15 protein-coding genes are annotated in these 20,114 nt (G+C 33.9%); 9 read left to right on the top strand and 6 right to left on the bottom strand.

What is annotated here, in order from left to right:
- Positions 1 to 37: 37 nt before the first annotated feature.
- Together K350_RS0114090 and K350_RS0114085 are read right to left on the bottom strand one after the other, a co-directional pair.
- Positions 38 to 2,032 carry a DUF1919 domain-containing protein gene (locus K350_RS0114090; protein ID WP_028980468.1) on the bottom strand — a complete coding sequence of 665 codons (1,995 nt, stop codon included), beginning with the start codon at positions 2,030 to 2,032 and terminating at the stop codon, positions 38 to 40.
- 18 nt (positions 2,033 to 2,050) lie between these two features.
- Positions 2,051 to 3,208 carry a DegT/DnrJ/EryC1/StrS family aminotransferase gene (locus tag K350_RS0114085; protein ID WP_028980467.1) on the bottom strand — a complete coding sequence of 386 codons (1,158 nt, stop codon included), beginning with the start codon at positions 3,206 to 3,208 and terminating at the stop codon, positions 2,051 to 2,053.
- 263 nt (positions 3,209 to 3,471) lie between these two features.
- Between K350_RS0114085 and K350_RS0114080 the strand changes: the two genes are divergently transcribed.
- Positions 3,472 to 4,581: a hypothetical protein gene (locus K350_RS0114080; RefSeq protein WP_028980466.1), complete on the top strand. Its 1,110-nt coding sequence runs from the start codon at positions 3,472 to 3,474 to the stop codon at positions 4,579 to 4,581.
- Between the two features lie 80 nt (positions 4,582 to 4,661).
- On the opposite strand, the gene K350_RS31255 is transcribed toward K350_RS0114080, so the two are convergent.
- Entirely contained in the window at positions 4,662 to 6,671 is a 2,010-nt protein-coding gene (locus tag K350_RS31255) for a DUF1919 domain-containing protein (protein ID WP_051313143.1), read from the bottom strand.
- Between the two features lie 121 nt (positions 6,672 to 6,792).
- Here K350_RS31255 and K350_RS0114070 point away from each other — a divergent pair, with 121 nt between their 5' ends.
- Positions 6,793 to 7,839, top strand: a complete 1,047-nt coding sequence (locus K350_RS0114070; RefSeq protein ID WP_028980465.1) for a hypothetical protein — start codon at positions 6,793 to 6,795, stop codon at positions 7,837 to 7,839.
- Positions 7,840 to 7,858: 19 nt separating this feature from the next.
- Here K350_RS0114070 and K350_RS31250 read toward each other — a convergent pair whose 3' ends face one another.
- The 3 genes from K350_RS31250 to K350_RS0114055 are packed head-to-tail and all read right to left on the bottom strand — an operon-like array spanning position 7,859 to position 11,945.
- A complete protein-coding gene (locus tag K350_RS31250) occupies positions 7,859 to 9,853 on the bottom strand; it encodes a DUF1919 domain-containing protein (protein WP_051313142.1) in 1,995 nt (664 codons plus the stop codon).
- A gap of 11 nt (positions 9,854 to 9,864) precedes the next feature.
- Entirely contained in the window at positions 9,865 to 10,917 is a 1,053-nt protein-coding gene (locus K350_RS28785; protein ID WP_162144176.1) for a glycosyltransferase family 2 protein, read from the bottom strand.
- A 38-nt stretch (positions 10,918 to 10,955) separates the two neighbouring features.
- The gene (locus K350_RS0114055) at positions 10,956 to 11,945 is read right to left on the bottom strand and encodes a lantibiotic dehydratase C-terminal domain-containing protein (RefSeq protein ID WP_028980463.1); all 990 of its coding nucleotides are present in this window, start codon (positions 11,943 to 11,945) and stop codon (positions 10,956 to 10,958) included.
- Positions 11,946 to 12,086: 141 nt separating this feature from the next.
- On the opposite strand from K350_RS0114055, the gene K350_RS31245 reads away from it, so the two are divergent.
- The 7 genes from K350_RS31245 (at position 12,087) to K350_RS0114020 (ending at position 20,107) form a co-directional block, all read left to right on the top strand.
- Complete coding sequence (locus K350_RS31245) at positions 12,087 to 13,142, top strand: glycosyltransferase family 2 protein (protein WP_081671006.1); 1,056 nt, start codon at positions 12,087 to 12,089, stop codon at positions 13,140 to 13,142.
- 9 nt (positions 13,143 to 13,151) lie between these two features.
- The gene (locus K350_RS0114045) at positions 13,152 to 15,344 is read left to right on the top strand and encodes a peptidase domain-containing ABC transporter (RefSeq protein ID WP_028980461.1); all 2,193 of its coding nucleotides are present in this window, start codon (positions 13,152 to 13,154) and stop codon (positions 15,342 to 15,344) included.
- On the top strand, positions 15,344 to 16,672 hold the full coding sequence (locus tag K350_RS0114040; RefSeq protein WP_028980460.1) for an HlyD family secretion protein: 1,329 nt from the start codon (positions 15,344 to 15,346) through the stop codon (positions 16,670 to 16,672). Before K350_RS0114045 ends, K350_RS0114040 begins: the two co-directional genes overlap by 1 nt.
- Positions 16,669 to 17,871 carry an ATP-grasp domain-containing protein gene (locus K350_RS0114035; RefSeq protein WP_028980459.1) on the top strand — a complete coding sequence of 401 codons (1,203 nt, stop codon included), beginning with the start codon at positions 16,669 to 16,671 and terminating at the stop codon, positions 17,869 to 17,871. The genes K350_RS0114040 and K350_RS0114035 overlap by 4 nt, the downstream gene beginning before the upstream one ends.
- A gap of 103 nt (positions 17,872 to 17,974) precedes the next feature.
- Positions 17,975 to 18,727: a TauD/TfdA family dioxygenase gene (locus K350_RS0114030; RefSeq protein WP_037575710.1), complete on the top strand. Its 753-nt coding sequence runs from the start codon at positions 17,975 to 17,977 to the stop codon at positions 18,725 to 18,727.
- A gap of 50 nt (positions 18,728 to 18,777) precedes the next feature.
- The gene (locus tag K350_RS32375) at positions 18,778 to 18,951 is read left to right on the top strand and encodes a pinensin family lanthipeptide (RefSeq protein ID WP_156027046.1); all 174 of its coding nucleotides are present in this window, start codon (positions 18,778 to 18,780) and stop codon (positions 18,949 to 18,951) included.
- Between the two features lie 97 nt (positions 18,952 to 19,048).
- Positions 19,049 to 20,107 carry a glycosyltransferase family A protein gene (locus K350_RS0114020; protein WP_028980457.1) on the top strand — a complete coding sequence of 353 codons (1,059 nt, stop codon included), beginning with the start codon at positions 19,049 to 19,051 and terminating at the stop codon, positions 20,105 to 20,107.
- Positions 20,108 to 20,114 lie beyond the last annotated feature (7 nt).

Raw genomic sequence — 20,114 nt, 5'->3', positions numbered from 1 at the left:
AGAATTTAATTAGTTTAATTCAAAAACTGAATTTTTTTCATCCTAACAGTTCTTCAAAAGTTTCCTTTGAGCCAGCATAGAAAGCCATTAACTCTAAGGTTCCTTGAGCTGTGTTTTTTGGATTCAGGTAAAAATAAAAGCTTCTAATTCTTGAAAACAGGTACTTTGTGGCTGGGTCATCAATGAAAGAGAAATCAAAGTGAATCCATTGGAAATCCTCCTGAAGTGGTTGCACTATTGCGTCTATATGAAGGATGGTATCCTTTTCGTCTTCTTCTTTTCCTATGAAGTCTATACGTAACTGGTGTGAAGGGTTTCCTTTTGCCAGCACCATGATATGACGGTTTTCTTTTTCTGACAAATCTACGAACAGATCTGAAGTTTTTGGATGTGGACATTCCTGTGCTGATAAACAGAAGTATTCAAGATCGGATTTATTATAATTTATAATAGCCGATTCAGTCTCTTCATTGTATAGTATCTCATGTGTCTCAGGGTGAAATTTTGAATCCAATGCATGAAAATTGTCCTGATCAAACTGAATAAAGAAATATTTCCGTTTGTCCGGTGTAATGAAGATGTCCTTTTCAGGCTGATAGTTCTTATTATATTTAACTTCCTTGCCATTCAACCATCCCATCAAATCAAAGGAACAAAGTGATTGTGGAAAAAAAATCTCACTGACAGGATTCCAGTAATCAATTAAATGCAGGGTTGAATTATCTTTTACTTTTTTTTCCTTGTCGTGACAATTTACAAAACAGACTTTATTTGATCTGTTTATATTTTCAAATGCCTCAATTGATGTTAAATTGTTTTCCTCTCTTGATGCATCCATTTTAAAGAACAGGTTTTCTAAGTTTATCTTAGAGATGTTGTCGTTCCAATGTTTCAGAGCTTCAGTGGGTGATTTATAATCAATGAAATGTAATTCAATATCATTGTCAAGAAGTCCTAACGGATAATCATCGCCAATGTAGTGTCTGAAAGATCTTTGGTGTTTAGATTCTGAAAGATTTATAAACTTTATAGGCTTATCAATGTAATGCTCAAAATCATTGGCCAGTTTTATGAAATCTGAATTGAAAATCTGTATACCGATAAATGGAGACTGATAAGGAATGTTAAATGCATCATAAACCTCTTTACCCCAATTATCGTCGCTTACTATTGTGAAGTTTTTATTGATCACCTTATCAAGATTCAATTGCCTTTTGTTCGCACTTTTACTCCATGAAAGATTTTTTTGATAGAGCTCATATATTCTTTTAATATGTTCATTGCAGGTGTATCGTTGACGCAGTTCTTCTATAATCAAAAAGGTTAAAGAGTTTTGCTTTAACAGATCAAATTTATTTCCTGCTGTTTCACTTTTAATGCGGTATACGCTGCCAAAGAATGGTTGAACAAATCCTTTTCCTTTAAGCAGTAATAGCCAGAATAATTGCGTATCCCAATAGTATTTGAACGTTTCGAGTTTAGGGATATCTTTCAGGGCTTCCGTCCTGATTGCCATGGTAGATAATTGAGTTAGCCAGTAATCGAAATATCTTTCCTGACCGAATTCAAAACCATTAGGCTTATCCTTAAAAACTAGAGGGTGAAAATCATCCTGAATTTCATTTGTGGACTCATTAAGCCTGTTAAACCTATGGCAAGAAAAAATATATTCCGGATGCTCATCCAGAAATGAAATTTGTTTTTTGATTTTTTCTGTATCTGTCCAATAATCATTGGGATCAAGAAGCAAAGTATACTGACCTCTGCACTTTTGAAATGCCAGTAGAACATTTTCAGATGCCCGGTTTTTTTTATCCTGGCAAAGTGGAATTACATTGTCCGGATATCTGAGTTGAAACAGCTCTATGATCTCTCGGGTCCTGTCTCTACTGCAGTCATCGGTTATAATGACTTCAAAGTTATATTCATGCTCCTGAGCAAAGACACTTTTTAATGCCTTTATTAAATGAAGTTCATGATTATGTGTAGAGACTACTACACTAAACTTTACAGGTCTTATCTGAAATGGCATTGATTATTGAATCTTCTGTTAAAATACCAGTTTGGCATCCTGACCGACTTCCTCTTTTACCGTTTTCTGAATTTCGATAATTGAATTACATACATGGTCAATTTCACTTTGTGTCAGCATTGCAAAATTTGGAAGACATAATACTTTCTTTGAAACCTCCGTTGCTATTGGAAGGTTAGAAGAATTTGAAGAAGGTAAAGATTTGTAAACAGGAAATTCACTGATCAGAGGATAGAAGTACCTTCTTGTGTATATATTGAAACCTTTTAGTAGTTCGTAAGTCTTATCCCTGCTCACTCCGAATTTTTCTTCATCAATCAAAATAGGGAAGTAGGAATAATTGTGTTTAGTATCGGATATCTCTTCAAGGAAAGTTATTCCCTCTACATTTTTTAATCTCTTTTTATAATTCAATGATACGTTTTTAAGACGATCAATTCTCTGGTCAATTGTTTTTAGTTGAATTAGTCCCATTGCTGCCTGAACTTCATTCATCTTTGCATTCATGCCAGGCATCACAACGGTGACCTCATCAGAGAATCCAAAGTTTTTCAGAAAGTCAATTCTTCTTTTGGTAATGGGATCATGACTAATGATGGCACCTCCTTCGAAGGTGTTGAATATTTTTGTTGCATGAAAACTCAATACAGACAAGTCACCATAATTAAGAATGGATTCCCCTTTATATCGAACGCCAAAGCTATGGCAGGCGTCATAGATCACTTTTAATCCATGAGCTGTGGCAATCTCCTGTATCTTTTCTATTTTACAGGGATTTCCATAAACATGTACAGGCATTATTGCTTTTGTATCCGGTGTGATAGAAGCTTCAAGCTTGGCTGGGTCAAGATTGTATGTTCCGGGTTCTATATCACAGAATACAGGTTTACTTCCATTCCAAAGCAGGGAGTGTGCTGTTGCAGCAAAACTGAAAGGCGTAGTGATTACATCACCTGATATTCTTAATGTTTGTAATGCTGTCATTAAAGCCAGGGTTCCGTTTGCAAAAAGTGAAACGTATTTAACTCCAAGATATTTGGCCAGCTCTTCCTCTAACTGCTCATGAAAGGGACCACCATTAGTAAGGATCTGTCGTTCCCATATTTTTTCAAGATATGATTTAAATTCATCCAGAGGGGGAAGGTAAGGCTTAGTTACATAGAGAGGCTGATTCATGGCTTGTGTAGTTAGTGTTTCGTTAGAAAAATTAATTATCGGTCATAGTAAAGCTCAGCTATTTATTGAATGATTATAAAGTACTTTTAATTACATATTCCATTGAAAATCTGAGATTATTAATGACAGATGAAATTTAGGTTGATGAAATAAGAAGATCTGTAACAAATGATACACAGGTGTTTATTTTTTTATATTTTATTTACATACCGAATAATTGACGGTTGATTATCATATTAAAGGCACCTTAAAATTTTTATCTGATGCAGGCCATTCAATCCAAACACCTTGAAAATATCGGGTGGACAAGTGCAATATTCAAAGAGCATTATACCACTGTTAATATCCGGATAGACGATTTTAAAAGATTTACTCAAGAAGTTATAATTCCGTTATTTGAAGAAGTTAAATCGAAAAATATCGCTTCCAGCTTTTATTACAGGTTGGCAACAGACTTTTGGATGGGAGTAACTTTTGGAAATATTATTCAGTTAGACTTTAGTGTCTCTCCATATAACTTTAAAATGTATCTCAAGCCTTTGCTTTATGATAGGTTGAATAATTATTTTGATCGTAAATTTCTTGATGATCTTGAAGTAAAAGAAATTTGTGATGATGTTATTCAACCCAAGACTAATCTTGATGGCTTTGATATGTGGGATCTGCGTATCATTAGCATTGAAGATTTTTTTATTGATAATCTTACTTATATCGTTGGTAAAAAGGAAGTAGGAATAATAAGGGATCTTTCTGTTAAATCTTCACAATGTATTTTAAGTGAAGTTTTTACTTCTGGAAATGATGATGATACATCAGAACAAAATATTCTCGATAAGTGCCTGCTGATGTATTACCCTGTTATACATTCATTTTTTAATGATTTGGAGGGTATGTATGAGTTTTCGTCCTGGCTTGTTTATAAGACTTTATATCAGGTTAAAAAGGTTGATAATGTACATGATTTACAGGAATGGAAAATAAAGAAAATTTTAGATGCAAATCTATATTTTGAAGAGCAGAAGGATACCTTTTTGGGGCTTAGTCAGTATGTCCTTGAAAGCCTCGATAATAGGGAAGAATTTGAAGAAGAATGGTTGAATAATTGGGTTAATGCATGTCTTGATTGTAAAGACAGACTGCTAATTCAGAATAGAAAACAAAGATGGCCTACTATTCCTTTTAGCTATTTAGAGGACGAAACAATATTTATAGAGATGGATGAGGATCGATACAGACATTGGCAGGCTATTTACTTTATATTGAAAATGTTAAACAGTCAGCTGGGTATAACCTTTCACAGTGAACTGAACATGTTCAATGCGTTAAAAAATTCTTTAAAGACGCTTACGGGTAAAGATAATATATACAGATAGTTTAGGGTAATAATTAATTTTTGACCACATTCTGGATCTTTCATAGAAAGAGCAGAATGTGGTCTTATTTTTATTTTACTTTAGTTCAGCATCTCCTGGAATTTTTCTTTCGAACCACTGAACAAAGCCATTATTTCTATTTCTCCAGATGCTTCTTCTTTAGGGTTTGCATATAGATAAAAGCTTTTTATTCTGGAAAACATTTGTTCTGTAGGAATATCAACTTTAAATATTGAAAAGTCAAAGTGAATCCACTGGTAATCATCATTCAGAGGCTGCTCGATTCCTTCTGTTTCAAAAATAAAATCATATAAATTGTTTTCACCTCTTGCACCGAGGTTTAAACCAAGTTTTGTTCCGTTACTACCTCTTGTAAGTATAAATACATGTCGGTCTTCCGGAAACGATAGGTCTAGGAATAAACTTTCATTCAACTCTTGGTCTGTTAATTGTGCGGGAATATGAAAGAACTCTGATTCTTTTTTATTATAGTTGATTTTAACAGATTCAGTTTCCTGATCAATGCTTAATTGGTAAGCTTCTGGATAGGTCAGTGCATCTATTGTACTTTCAGCTTTTTCATCAAATGTCAGAAAGAACTCTGATCTTCCGGTTATAGTTTTAAATATGTTATCTGTATATGGTTTTAGTTCAGTGTAATAGCCTTTACCTCCGTTTATCCAATCAATTACATTAAAATAGTTTAGTGAGCATGGAAAGAATATTTCACTTACCGGACTCCAGTTTTCCATTATAACCAATTCATCTTTTATCGGATCATTTTTAACTTTTCCCTGCTGATAGAATCCAAGGAAGCATACTTTGTTAGTAATATCAAGCGATATAAACTGTTTGATATCTTCAACATTATCTGTTTCACGGGTTCCATCCATTTTAAAAAATAAACGATCGTAGTTGATTTTGGATTTTCTTTCATTCCATTTAGTGAATGCTTCTTCTTCCGATGTATAGTCCACAAAATGAAGTTCAATGGATTCACCTAATATTCCAAGTGGATATGGTCTGCCGAAGTTCTCCTGAAATCCCTTGACATACTTTGATTGTGATATAGGTACAAATCGAATGCTTTGATTTAAATAGTACTCAAAATCACTCGCAAGTTTTATAAAGTCTTTGTTGTAAATTATGATTCCAACAAAAGGAGTTTGATATGGGATTCCTAGCGCATTGTAAACTTCTGCCCCCCAATTGTCATCACTTATGATAGTGAAATTTTTGTTGTTGATTTTGGTTAAATCAAGTGGCTTTCTGTTTTCTGTTTCCCTCCAAAGCAGATTGTTCTGATGAATTTCAAATATTCTTTTTATATGTATATTATCCGGATCAAATTTTAAAAGCTCATCGAAGATCAGATAATTTTGTGTATATTTTTTATCAATATTTTTCTGACTCCAATGACCCTCGCTATGAATTCTGTATACAGCACCAAAGAAATTATGAATATAGGCTCTTCCTTTTGTCATAACAGTCCAGAAAATAGTTAGGTCCCAACAGTATTTGAAGGTTTCCAACTGGGGTGTATTGTCAAGAGCACTGCTTCTGAATACGACAGTTAAGGTTTGTGTTAACCATTGGTCAAAAAACTTTTCCTGACCAAATTCAAATCCATCAGGATTATTGATAAATAGTTCAGGGTAAAAATCAATATCATACCTTCCTGTATCTTCATAGAATCTTTGAAATCTATGACATGATATAACAAAGTCAGGATTATTATCCAAAAACTCAATCTGCCATTTTAATTTATTAGGTTCAGTAAAGTAATCATCTCCATCCAGTGTAACGATGTATTCACCTCGGCATGATCTTAAATTATGCAAACAGTTTTTCGAAACACCAATATTTTTCTTATGTAGAATAGGAACTATATTATCCGGATATCTTTGATGATATTCTTTTATTATTTCTTGTGTTTTATCTGTGCTACAGTCATCACTGATAACTATTTCAAATGAATAATCATGTATCTGAGCAAAAATAGTGTCGAGTGTATGAGCAAGATATTTTTCATGATTATACGTTGTCATTGCAACACTGAACTTAATCGGATATTTTTTTGATAAAGTCATAGTCTGTTTTGAGGAAGAGTAAAAGTAAAAGACAAAGGTAGTTATAAAATATTTTTTTTATGCTAAGATATGTCAGATGTTCTAAAAAATAATTAAATTTTCATGATCATTATGAGATAAGATGGAAGATACCACTAGTCCTTCAGATAGTATAGATACAAAGCACATAAATGCAATCCACAAAGACAGATGGATAAGTATTGCTGTGAGGTATGATGAGTTTTCAAGATTTGTTATGGAATTTATTTTACCCTTTAAAAAACATCTGCATGATAAATTTTGCATCACATATTTCTATCATCGTATGGGATCTAACAATAATGTTATTCAATTAAACTTTGTTACTTCTCCATTTTATTATCAAAGAGAAATAAAGCCGTTACTAGTAGATATGCTTAATGATTATTTTGGAGAAGTATACTTACAATCGAATTATAGTATCTCTGCTATAGATTTAACTATGTGTGAACATAAGGTTGGACTAGATGGTATCGATTTACAAAATCTTAAATTATTTTCTACTGAAGATTTATATACAAGTCCGATCACTTATTCAATTGGTGTGCAAGGAGGAAAGGCTTTATCTGAACTGTTGTCTGTATCGTCTGAAATCCTTTTGTTTGAAGCTTCTTCAAATAATCATTTTATTCAGAAACAGGATTGTATTGAAAAAGCAATATCGTTTAATCTTATTTTTCTTTATTATTTTATTCCTGATAGATATAATCAATATGAGTTTTTGTCATGGGTTTGTGAAAGTATGTTCAGTCAGATGGATAACAATTCTGTTAATATATTAGCTGATCTGGAGATATCTTATTTTGAACAAAAGGAGCAGCTCTTGGCATACATAGATTTTATTGAAGATAGTTTATCTTCTGCAGAACTATTTGAAGATGATTGGATGAATGCATGGAAAGAAGCTTGCTGTAAATACAAGAATAGGCTTGATGAATTAAGCGAATCAGGAAAACTAACCATGCCCTATGATGTAAAAGACAATCCGACAATCCGATGTAAAATTGATAATAAAACTTATCAGTCTTGGCAGATAGCTTATTTTATGGTGTCTTCCATAGATGGACAATTGGGTATTAACTTTAATACTGAACTGAACATATTGTTCTGGTTGAAAAGGACACTTACGGAGTTGTATAGGAATGATTAGGAATTAATCGATTGTAGAATCAGTCGATTAATTCCTTGAATTTATTAATAGATCCTGCGAAGAAAGCCAACAGATTTATTTCTCCCTGAGCCTTTTCTCCTTCATTGATATAAAAGCAAAATGATTTTATTCTTGACATGAGGAAGTTGAAGTTTTGATCTTCTGGGAGAGAGGTAAAATCAAAGTGAAGCCACTGATACTCCTGTTCTATAAAAGCTTTAGTTAGACTTTTGATTGAAAAATCATTTTCGTTTTCATCTCTGGCAACGATATCCATTGTCAAACTAGCTGCTTTGTTCCCACTCATTAAGATCATAATATGTCTGTTTTCTTTTTGAGAAAGATCAACATATAAATCAAGACTTAACGGATGCTGTGGTTCTTGTAATGACAGGCGGAAATATTCATCGTTATCTTTGTTGTAAGAAATATTGATAATTTCATTGTCTGTGTCAGTTTTTATTTTGTATGCATTAGAGTATAAATCAGCATCCAAAAGGTCAGCAATATCACTATTAAATTCAGTGAAATAAAAGAACCTCTTTCTGACTGGAGAGAATATTTTGGTTAAACCTGACTGGCTCTGATAATATTGTGCTTTCCCTGTATTTAGCCAGTTAATTAGGTCAAAGGTACTCAGTGAATATGGAAAGAATATGTCACTCTCAGGATTCCAGAAATCCATGAGGATGAGATTATCTTTATTTTTAAGTTCTTTAAGCTTATTCTTGTCGTGATATTTTAAAAAGCAAACTTTATTTTTAGCCGATATATTCTGAAAGTCATTTATTTCATTAATGTTTTCATCTTCATATGATGCATCCATCTTGAAATAGATATTATCCCATACAATTTTGCTTTTTCCTTCTTCCCAGGATTTTAACGCATCTTGTCCTGATCTGAATTTGGTAAAATGGATTTCAATATCATCAAGTTTTCCAATTGGGTATTGAACTCCATATGTATGTCTGAAGTCATTGATATTATTGCTTTCTGATGAATTGATGAATTTAATTTCAAGATTGATGTAATAGTTAAACTTTTCTGAAAGTTTAACGAAATCCTTATTATAAATACGTATTCCAATGAAAGGGGAGAGCTGTGGAAGATCAAAGGCCTTGTATAATTCTTCACCCCAATTGTCATCACAAACTATGGTAAATTTTTTATTGGTTAGAGTTTCCGGGTTTAATGGTTTTCTGAATTCACTTTTAATCCAGGGTAAATTTTTTCTATAAAGATTATAAATTCTTTTTAGATGGATGTTTTCGTGAAAGTCTCTGTAGAGCTCTTCAATGCTAAGGTAGTTCAGTGAGTATTTTTGCTGATCTATATGTTTGCTCCATACACCACCGGAATGAATAAGATAGACGCCACCAAAGAAATTATGTACATAACCTTTTCCTTTGTTTAGCAATGTCCAGAAAATCTGGGTATCCCAACAGTATCTATTCTTCTCGAAATGAGGTGTATCCTGCATAGCACTGTTTCTGAAAACAATGGTCAGAGTTTGTGTCAGCCATTTTTCAAAATAATTTTCCTGACCAAATTCAAATCCTTCTGGTTTATCAGCAAAAAGCTCTGGATGAAGATCTTCCTCGTATTTCTGAGTATCTATATAAAATCTTTTGTATCTGTGACAAGAAATTACGTATTGTGGATTCTCGTCAAGAAAGGTAATTTGTTTTTTGATTTTATCAGGGTCTGTCCAATAGTCATCTCCATCAAGAGTGGCAATGTATTCACCTGTACAGGATCTGAAATTACGTAGACAGTTTTTCGAAACTCCGATATTTTTTTCATTTAATATCGGCCTTATAATTTCAGGGTATTTCTTATGATAACTTTTAATTATTTCTCTTGTATTGTCTGTGCTGCAATCGTCACTTACTACAATTTCATATTTGTAGTCATGATTCTGAGATATAATGCTGTCAAGGGCTTTCGCAATGTATTGCTCATGGTTATAAGTCGTCATTGCAACACTGAATTTCAAAGGATAGCTTTGAATCATTTTCGTACTGTCTAGGAAACGATTGTTTTTACTGTTGAAAAATTCTTGTATACAGTACCTTTTCCAAACCCATTTTTATTTACTCCAGCTCTTTTTTCTTTGTTAGAAAGGAAATGCCCGTAATTCGTGATAAGTGGAAGGTCATAAGAAAGCTTAGCAAGAAATTGCTCATTAGTGATGTTGTAATAAATGGAATTATTATGATTTAAGCAATCATCCTGCTCTGCGTATGGGTATTCGGCTTCAGTTTCTTTTGATTTTACAACTATTTTGTCACCTTCTTTTTTCCATTGAGCAGATTCCCATTGATTGTTAGCAAGGACTGCAGGTGCAGGAGTACTGGTATTGGGTGATAGAATACCTTTGTGTGCAGTACCATTTTTATACAATACTAAAACATTTGATTTCTCATGTGTTTCATAGTTAATGTATATTTTATGGAAATAATTGGTGTAGAATTCATTCTCAACCCTGTTTTCATTTCCATGCTTTATGGCATGCAGATAGTTTAAATCCATTATGATGACTTCTTGCTTACCATTGTTGATAAGCCTGTCATAAAGATCATCATCTTCAAATCCATATCCGCTCATTCTTTCATCATATCCAGAGACAGCCATGAAGTCTTCTTTTGATGCGCAAAATCTGCCTAATGCATCTCTGAGATAATAATATTTTCTTTTTGTATCAGGTACCAAAAAAAAATTTTCCTGTTCCTCAAATCTTTGGGCGATATATTCGGCAAATCCTTTACCCAAGTAATTATCAGCATCCGTATTACAAATGATGTCACCGCTTGCCAACTTGAACATGAGATTCCTGGAATGGCTTCTGTCAAAATAGTCTGCTTCATCATAGCGATAATACACTAAAATTCCATTCTCAATGTATTCTGACATTTCTGACATTATCCATTTAGAAAGTCCGTCAGAAGAGCTGTAATCCATTACTATAAATTCCAGTTTGCCATACGACAAATTGTTCTTTATATTTTGAGGAAGGGTTTGTTTTAAGTGATGCAGTCTGTTCATACAGACAGTGCAAAATGATATTTTATGTTTCATTATTAGATTAACCTGGATCTTTACTTCATTAAAGGGCATTAGGTGTTGGCTTCCTCAGCTATTAGCGCAATGCATTCTTTGATTGTGTAAATCAAATTAAGTTCATATGCATTCAAAATTCCCAACTGCGAATTAATGGACCTAAGGTAATATTGAATTACCAGCCACTTTTGCTGATCTTCTTCGCTGGTACCTAAATTTTCATTAAATTGGAAGTCTTCAGGAGCAATGAATTCACCAGTATTTTGAAGTGAATTAACTTTATTGTTTATTTTACCACACAGATTATACCAGTCGTTAAGCCATTCGTCTTCAAATTCATCATTATCAAGTATGGTAGAAGTGATATAGCATACGTAATCTCTTAGATTTTCTTTTTGTTCACTAAAGGTTGATTGCAAGCCTTCCAATAGTTCATTTTTGAATTTTTCCTGATCCTGGCCTCCTTGTGTTACTTTTAAAATGTTGTTAAAAAATGATTCATAGAAGTTAGATACATTTTCTAGGTTTTTGTCAAAAGCGAGGAAGAGGACTACATGAAGTTGAATACCAAGGCCAATAGCAGTGTCTATGTTCCATCCATCGTCTGTAGCTTCAATAAAATCAAGTATTGTAGAGGAGGATTCTGACAGCAATTCTTCTGCGTGAGTGGAAGCTTGCAGTCCACCAGTTTCCATAATGTCGAATAAAAAATAATCATTGATATGTATATGATTATTTGGGTATGGTAAAAACCAGTCGTTGACAGGTAGTTCAATTTTTTTTGCCGGAGCAGGATTGTTTTTAAAAAACTCCGTAGCCTTATGTCTGGCAATAGATTTTATCAAATCTCTGTTGTTTTCCTCATTGATCTCACACATTATGATCACATTTTCTCCGCGATCAAAACTACGGTTGAAAATTACTTTGCTGGTCAGCTCCTTATCATATAATTCATCTTTGATTGGCAGAACTACATCATGAATGATTTTTTCTATTTCATTATGATAGAGAGAAATAGAGATCCAAGGGTTGCGCAATGTTTTCATTTTAACGGTTTTAAAAATGTGTATTTGATCTGTTTGCAGAAAATTAATGATTCAAATTAGGTATATATTTTTTGGCGGTTTGTATCTTTTGTTACAATCAATAAAAAATGTGAGACCTATTTTTATAGAAAAATAAATTCAATGGGTCTATTAAAAATCTCTATTTGTACGGTTTGCATGAACAGACTTCATCACATTATGCAGACCCTTCCTGCAAATATTGAAAATAATAAGGATTATCCTGAAGTAGAGTTCGTGCTGCTGGATTATAATTCTTCTGATGGTTTAGAGGAATGGGTAAAGGGCAATATGGGCACTCACTTAAAAAGTGGAGTTCTTAAATATTATCGAACAGAAGAACCGGTTTTCTTTGATAGGACGCATTCAAGAAATTTATTATTTAAGCTTGCTACAGGAGAAATTATATCTAATGTCGATGCAGACAATTATACCGGAACAGGATATGCTGCATATCTCAATGAGGTATTTTCCAATAATATTGATGTTTATGTGGTAGCTGATACCAAAAAGAGATATTACTTTTTAAGAAATGCTTTTGGTCGTTTTGCCTGTAAAAAGAAGGATTATTTAGAAATTGGAGGAATGGATGAAACTATGAAAAGTTATGGTTCCGAAACAATTGACCTGTATGAAAGATTGTCGAATCTGGGAAGGAAAGAATATGTAATAAGAAATACTAATTTACTCAAAGCCATTAGCCATGCTGATGAAGAGAGAATTGAAAATGAGTATTTTCTTAAAAATATAGATAGATTTTACAATAAATACCTTTCATACGATTCTTCAGAATTACTATTTTTATTTAAAGATCACTCTTTTGAAAAATGCAAGATAGTACCTGAATTAGTAGAAACACATTTACCAGCAACTTTATTGGAAGGTTCTCTTGAAAAGGGGACATGGTCTGAAGATGGAGAAAATGTCAGGTTAAATGATAGTAAGAGTTATAAGAAATCAGACAACGGAAAGCTAACTGAAATCGGTAATAAGGACGGAGATTTTTATAAGATTGATGATGTTCGTTTTCTTCAGAATGTAGCCAAGAATTATTCATTTATTGTAAACAACGATAAGTTAACTCAGAATAAAAAGGACAAAAGCCTTGTGGTGAATTCGGAATCGTTCGGAAAAGGCATTGTTACTTACAATTTTGAAACTTTGGTAAATATATCATAGATACTGCGCATGAAGAAGTTTCCATTCTATTTTCAGCTTGATCAGATGGATTGTGGGGCTACGTGCCTTAGAATGATTGCTAAGTATTATGGTAAATCTCTTGCCATTGAAAAGATCAGAGAAAAGTGTTATGTAGGAAGAGATGGAGTGTCTCTTCTCGGAATCAGTGATGGTGCTGAAAATTTAGGCTTTCATACCCTTGCAGTAAGACTTTCTTATGATGTCCTTGCCAATGAGGCTCCTCTTCCTTGTATACTCTACTGGAGAGAAAAACACTTTCTGATTCTTTATAAGGTTACAAAGAATAAATTATATGTAGCTGATCCTGCAATAGGTTTAATTACATATACTCCTGAAGAGTTTAAGAAAGCCTGGATTATCCCCAAAGCTAATGAAACTCCTGAAGGCTTTGCCTTAATGCTTGAGCCGACTCCTGCATTTTATGAAGATGAAGATAATGTTGAAACTAAAAAATCTGGTATTAGACATTATCTTAAGTATCTCAGACCATATAAAAAATATTATTTCCACCTCATATTAAGTCTGACGGTAGCTACAGTTATTTCTTTGTTATTGCCCTTTCTTACACAATCAATGGTTGATGTGGGTATCAACAATCAGGATGTCGACTTTGTGTATGTGGTATTAATTGCTCAGATAGTTTTATTTCTGAGCAGTAAGTCAGGTGAATTTGTAAGAGGGTGGATTTCATTTCACATGATCAGCAAGGTAAATGTGACCATCCTGTCTGATTTTCTGGTGAAGCTCATGAAACTTCCTGTAGCGTATTTTGACAGGAAAACTCCGGGAGATATACTTAAGCGAATTGAAGACCATGAAAGGATTCAACTGTTCCTGACAACTACATTGGTTCACTTCGCATTCTCGTTGATGAGCATGGTCATTTTCGGGTGTATTTTAGCCTATTATAGTGTTGGTCTCTTTCTGATTTTTGCAGTAGGAAGTCTTCTTTATTTTACCTGGATATTTTCACTGCTTGCAAAAAGGAAAGTACTTGATTACAGAAATTTCGACCAGGCAGTTCTTAGTGAAAACAATACTATTGAACTGGTGACTGGTATGCAGGAAATCAAGTTGCAGAATTGTGAAAGGCAAAAACGATGGGAGTGGGAAAAAATTCAGGCCAAAAAGTTCAAGCTTGGCATTGATGGTGTAAGACTTGGTCAGATTGAGCAGACAGGCTCTTCCATTTTGTATGAAGTAAAAAATATCCTTCTGACTTTTTATGCTGCTATGCTTGTCATTCAGGGAGAAATGACTCTGGGTATGATGCTTGCTGTTCAATATATTGTCGGGCAGCTCAACTGGATGACTGTTGATATTATTCGTTTCGTTCATGATACTCAGAATGCTCAGTTAAGTATCAGCAGACTGTCCGAAATACATGAGATGCCAAATGAAGAAACGGAAGAATCTGTGCTGGAAGCAGAGGTGGAGCGTGTTCAGGATATAGTATTTGAAAACGTATCCTTCCAATATGGAGGCCCGAGATCTAAAATGGTATTGGAGGATATCAATCTAAGAATACCTCATAATAAGGTAACTGCCATTGTTGGTACCAGTGGAAGTGGCAAGACAACCTTGCTATCACTATTGCTTAAATCTTATAAAGTAACAGATGGGTCTATTAAGTTTGGCAAGTCAAATATCAATAACATCAGCTTTAAATCCTGGAGGAAGAAATTTGCCTGTGTGACTCAGCAAAGCTTTATTTTCTCTGATACTATAGCTAGAAATATTGCAGTCGGTGAAGAAATCATCGATAAGAAAAGGATGAAAGAAGCTACAATTACCGCTAATATCCGTGATTTTATAGAGGAGCTTCCGATAGAGTATAATACCAGGATAGGGGCCAGTGGAGTTGGTTTAAGTCAAGGACAGAAGCAAAGAATATTGCTTGCCAGAGCCGTTTATAAAAATCCTGAAATATTATTGCTGGATGAAGCGACAAATTCTCTGGATGCCAATAACGAGAGGGTGATTATCAATAATCTTAATGAATTCTTCAAAGGTAAGACGGTGGTTGTTGTGGCCCACAGACTCAGTACGGTGAAGGATGCGGATCAGATAGTTGTGCTGGAGAAAGGAAAGATTGTAGAAGTTGGCAATCATGAATCATTGATTAAAAGCAAAGGAGCTTATTTTAATCTGGTTAAAAATCAATTGGAACTTGCAAGCTGATGGTAGAGATAGAAGATAATATAAGAAGGAGTGATGCTGTACATGAAATGATGGCCCGCACGCCTCCCTGGATTGCGAGGACGGGCAGCATATTGTTGTTTGTATGGTTCTGTATTTTGCTTGCATTAAGCTTTATAATAAAGTATCCAGAAATACTTGATGGGCCTATTAATATTACAACTAAAACTCCTCCGGCAGAATTGGTAGCGAAAGCAAACGGAAGGATTAACCTTTTGGTTGCCAATAATGATAAGGTTTATAAAGATCAGATCATTGCCTATATAAAGAACCCTGCTTCCTTTGATGAAGTAGTCAGGTTGAATAAGCTAATGCCATTCTTCGGAGACCTTGTGAATAATCCGACTAAGATTAGGGCTAAAATGGATTCTATCCCTAACCTTACTAATCTGGGTCAGGTGCAGAATGCCTACAATGCTTTTGTCAGTAAGTTGTTTGCCTATGATCTTACTTACACACTTGAAAAGAATAAAAGGCTTGTCGCCAGTAATCTTGAACAGGTGGGCACTTTAGAAAGAAAGGCAATTCTTTTGGATGAAAAGGATATGGTTCTTCAACAGGAATTACAAATTGCTGAGGATAATTTTAAAAAGGATCAATCATTGTATGAAAGAGGACATATATCCAAACTTGATTTTGATGCTTCCAAGACTAATTTCCTTCAGACCAGGAAAAATATTCAGAACAATAGACAGGCATTGATTGAAAACAGACAAAACCTTCAACATCTTTCTTATAATAATAATGAACTGACTTTAAGTGATAAAGAACAGAAGGAATCACTGAATGTGGGCATAAAAGCCTCTTATAATATTCTGGTTTCAGAATTGAAAGCCTTTAAAGAAGAGTTTTTTATGACTTCTCCTATTTATGGAAATGTTACATTTTTTGATGTGTGGAATAACAATCAGTTTGTAAATAAAGGTGATCAGGTAGCATTCATAGTAACAGATTCCAAAGATATATTAGGTAAGCTTCAGGTAAAGGGTAATAAATTCGGTAAAGTCAAATTAGGGCAGAAAGTGAGAGTTAAGCTGAATAGTTATCCTATGTCTGAATACGGTATCTTGTTTGGAAAAGTCAGCAACATATCCAAGGTTAATAAGAATAATGTCTATGTGATAGATGTTGATCTTCCTGATACACTTATCACAACTTATAAGAGGCACATTCCATATAAGCATGAAATGAAAGGTCTTGGTGAAATCATTACTGAAAACATGAGCATTATAGAAAGAATATTCTATCACATGAGATCTATCGGAAGAAAAGAATATATCGGTGACGAAGAACTACAAAAAAAGCCATGAAAAAATCAAAAAGAATATTATTTCTGGGTGGTTCAAAATTTCAGATTCCACCTATTATATATGCCAAATCTCAAGGGCATCATGTAATTACATGCGATTATCTTCCTGATAATCCCGGACATCAGTTTGCAGACGAATATTGTAATCTCAGCACGACTGATTTTGATGCTGTTTTGCAGTTGGCTAAAGAAAGAAATGTTGATGGTATTGTTGCTTATGCTTCAGATCCGGCGGCACCAACTCAGGCTTATGTGGCAAATGAGATGGGACTTCCTTCCAATCCATATGAATCAGTAAAGATACTTGCCAGAAAGGATTTATTCAGGGATTTTTTATCCAAGCATAATTTTTATGTACCAAAGTCACGGAGCTTTTATTCCTTAGAAGATTCATTAAGTTGGTTCAGAGAGATTAAAAAGCCAGTTATTGTAAAACCTGTAGATTCTTCAGGAAGCAAAGGAGTTACTAAAATATCTGATGAAAGTCATCTAGAAGAGTCATTCAACTACGCACTTTCTTTTAGCAGAGAAAAGAAGGTTGCTATTGAAGAGTTTTTTGTCAGGGACGGATATCAGGTTGCTGGAGATGGCTTTGTTGTAAATGGCAAGTTAGCATTCAGATGCTGGGCGAATGAGCATTTTGACAAGCTTTGCAATCCATTTGTGCCTATTGGAGAAAGTTTCCCTTCCATCATGACAGAGAAAACATTGGAACAAGCTCATAGGGAGACACAAAGGCTACTTGATTTATTGAAGATAACACAAGGAGCTTTGAACTTTGATTTTCATTATGATAAAAACGGAGATTTTTCTTTTCTTGAATTAGGACCTAGGAACGGAGGGAATCTGATCCCTGAAGTGATAAAGTATTCTACCAATGTCGATCTGGTTAAATACACGGTAGATTCTGCCTTGGGGATTGATTGTTCTGCGTTGTCTCAGATTGAAGCTGCTGGTTTTCATTCATCTTATATGTTACATGCACTGGAAGACGGAATTGTTAAAGATATCTGGTATAGCAAGGAGATAAGAGATAATATTCTGGAAGAAAGTATTTTTATAAAAAAAGGAGATAAGGTTAGCAGGTTCAATGGATCTAATCACACTCTTGGTACAATGATTATGAAATTTGAATCTAGGGATGAAATGATAGAAAAGATGGATAATATGGAAAAATATCTTAAAGTTGTGTTAGAGTAGAAGTTTTTATGAGTGTTTGTAACTTTTGTTACAGAGTTCTAATGAGTTGAGATTTAATTTAGCTTTATAATTATACATTAATTTATTTTTAAACTAGATATTCATGTTACCTACTTTTATAAAAGATATCAGCTACTCTAAATCAATAGACTTTCCTGAGCAATTAAAGAAATTAATTAAAGAAACCAAGGTTGTCCATTTAAAAGATCTTCCTGAAAATATAGATTATAAAGAGTTCTATTCTGATCTTGTTCTTCAGCTGGGAGATATTGTAGGAATAGGTGAAGATGCATTGACTGGAAATGCTACTCAGGAACAATGGACAGATATAAGATACGACAAAGCTAAGGAGACTACTTTCAGACACAGTAATACCAGGCAACCATTGCATACGGATGCTGCATATGCTAGCTTTGACCTTGATGTTAATTTTTTCTTTTGCCTTGAAAATGCTGAAATAGGCGGAGCCACAACATTTGTTGATGCCGAATCTATCATTTATATCCTTTCAAAGTATGAGCCTGAGCTATATAATAGAATTCAGAAGACAGAAGTAAAGTTTGGTAAAGGTGAAGATCAGAGGAAGACAAGAAAGATTATATATAAAGAAGACTCAGTACTTAAATTAAACTGGAATTACTATAGAGTTTCTCCTGAAAACACTGAAGAGGCAAAGGCATTATCTGAGGATTTTCATAATTTTCTAGAAAACAAGATTGTTGCTGCAGGATTGCAAACTCCTATCACATTAAAGGTAGGTGATGGATTGTTTTTTCATGATACTACAATTTTGCATGGAAGAAATTCTTTCTTTGGTGAAAGGTGTCTGATCAAAGGAGGCTTCAACTTTAACTGATAATTGCATTAATATAATACTTATACAGAAATAGATTTAATTATTTTATTATGGAAAATTTAGACGAAAAAGCATCCGAAACACCTGAAGTTCCTAAGGAAAATGAAGCTTCAGAATCAAAAGGAAAGAAAAAGAAAGTTTCACTTTCTGAATTCAAGGTTAAGAGCTTCGTGACTGACGTAAAAGTCGAGCAGATGCAGTTCCTAAAAACTGCAGGAGGTTAATAGTATCAATAAAGTTTAGTTCAGAATTATTTCTATTTCATTCATGGATATGTTGCCGGAAGTTTCATGTATTTGTATCACTCATAATAGAGTTGATATGTTCAGGAGAGCAAAGAAGTGTTTCCTGAATCAGACCTATGAAAATAAAGAATTAGTGGTTTTGTTTGAGAATGATCTTGCTACTGAAGAACATGTGAGAAATTCTTCTGAATATTCATATTTTGAACTCCATGAATTACCAGAGGTCTCTCCATTTATCATTGTTCAGTTTGAAGATGAAAACGGGGAGGCCTATAATTCTGCTTTGAAACAAAAAGCATTGCTAAGAAACATTGATGGACATGTTTTAACCTTCATTAACAGTAAGTGGGAATATATATATGTAAGTCCATTGGTGTTTGAGTTTACGCTTATCCCTTTTAGTGATTATTCATTTAAATTGTTGTGGAATGATTTGTGGGTCAATATAAATAATGATGGCTCTATAATATTAACAGCAAATGAATCTGATGCTAAAGTTTATGGTAGTACTGAGTTAGTTGACACTTCCGTGCGTCTGGATCTTGAATGCTTTGAACCCGACAACAGAAGTTTAGAAAGATACGGTTGGGAGAAAAAGGCAGTTAGACCTAATCCTGATAGCAATATTGTTTTCTACAAAGTGATAGCAAAACAAAAGATGTCTCTTGGTATGAAAAGAAATCTTTCTATAAGAGCAGCTCAAGGAGAATACATCTGTGTCTGGGATGATGATGATTATTATTCTGAAAACAGAATTTCCAATCAGATGAATTTCCTTCAGTTCTCTGAAAAGATGGCATGTTCTCTCGCTTACGAGATATTTTTTGATCATAATTCAGGACGAGCATACTATAACTTTGAACGATCTACAGGGCATGAAAACTCCCTTCTTTTCAGTAAAAAAGATGCCGGTCAATATGGCAATCTGAATGTTGAGGAAGATACTCCGCTATTGCTTAATTTCTATAATAGGAATCAACTTGCAATAATGGATGATCCCGAACTGTATGTCTATAATTTTCACAAAAGAAATACCTGTACGAATTCTCACTTTCAGATGTTTATAGGAAGGTCTACACTTCTTGATAATGAATATACTTTAAAGATAAAAAAGCTTCTTGAATTGCCCGTGTAATCTTAAT

It is taken from the genome of Sporocytophaga myxococcoides DSM 11118 (genome assembly GCF_000426725.1).
Lineage (GTDB): Bacteria > Bacteroidota > Bacteroidia > Cytophagales > Cytophagaceae > Sporocytophaga > Sporocytophaga myxococcoides.
The sequence above is the reverse complement of the archived record's forward strand: the minus strand, read 5'-3'. Positions and strand labels throughout refer to the sequence as shown.

Bases quoted from the DNA above. Each gene is read 5' to 3' on its own strand.
- K350_RS0114085 (WP_028980467.1), bottom strand. From the start codon at position 3,208: ATGAATCAGCCTCTCTATGTAACTAAGCCTTACCTTCCCCCTCTGGAT.
- K350_RS0114045 (WP_028980461.1), top strand. From the start codon at position 13,152: ATGAAGAAGTTTCCATTCTATTTTCAGCTTGATCAGATGGATTGTGGG.
- K350_RS0114070 (WP_028980465.1), top strand. From the start codon at position 6,793: ATGGAAGATACCACTAGTCCTTCAGATAGTATAGATACAAAGCACATA.
- K350_RS0114040 (WP_028980460.1), top strand. From the start codon at position 15,344: ATGGTAGAGATAGAAGATAATATAAGAAGGAGTGATGCTGTACATGAA.
- K350_RS31255 (WP_051313143.1), bottom strand. From the start codon at position 6,671: ATGACTTTATCAAAAAAATATCCGATTAAGTTCAGTGTTGCAATGACA.
- K350_RS28785 (WP_162144176.1), bottom strand. From the start codon at position 10,917: ATGAAACATAAAATATCATTTTGCACTGTCTGTATGAACAGACTGCAT.
- K350_RS31250 (WP_051313142.1), bottom strand. From the start codon at position 9,853: ATGATTCAAAGCTATCCTTTGAAATTCAGTGTTGCAATGACGACTTAT.
- K350_RS0114055 (WP_028980463.1), bottom strand. From the start codon at position 11,945: ATGAAAACATTGCGCAACCCTTGGATCTCTATTTCTCTCTATCATAAT.
- K350_RS32375 (WP_156027046.1), top strand. From the start codon at position 18,778: ATGGAAAATTTAGACGAAAAAGCATCCGAAACACCTGAAGTTCCTAAG.
- K350_RS0114020 (WP_028980457.1), top strand. From the start codon at position 19,049: ATGTTCAGGAGAGCAAAGAAGTGTTTCCTGAATCAGACCTATGAAAAT.
- K350_RS31245 (WP_081671006.1), top strand. From the start codon at position 12,087: ATGGGTCTATTAAAAATCTCTATTTGTACGGTTTGCATGAACAGACTT.
- K350_RS0114030 (WP_037575710.1), top strand. From the start codon at position 17,975: ATGTTACCTACTTTTATAAAAGATATCAGCTACTCTAAATCAATAGAC.
- K350_RS0114090 (WP_028980468.1), bottom strand. From the start codon at position 2,032: ATGCCATTTCAGATAAGACCTGTAAAGTTTAGTGTAGTAGTCTCTACA.
- K350_RS0114080 (WP_028980466.1), top strand. From the start codon at position 3,472: ATGCAGGCCATTCAATCCAAACACCTTGAAAATATCGGGTGGACAAGT.
- K350_RS0114035 (WP_028980459.1), top strand. From the start codon at position 16,669: ATGAAAAAATCAAAAAGAATATTATTTCTGGGTGGTTCAAAATTTCAG.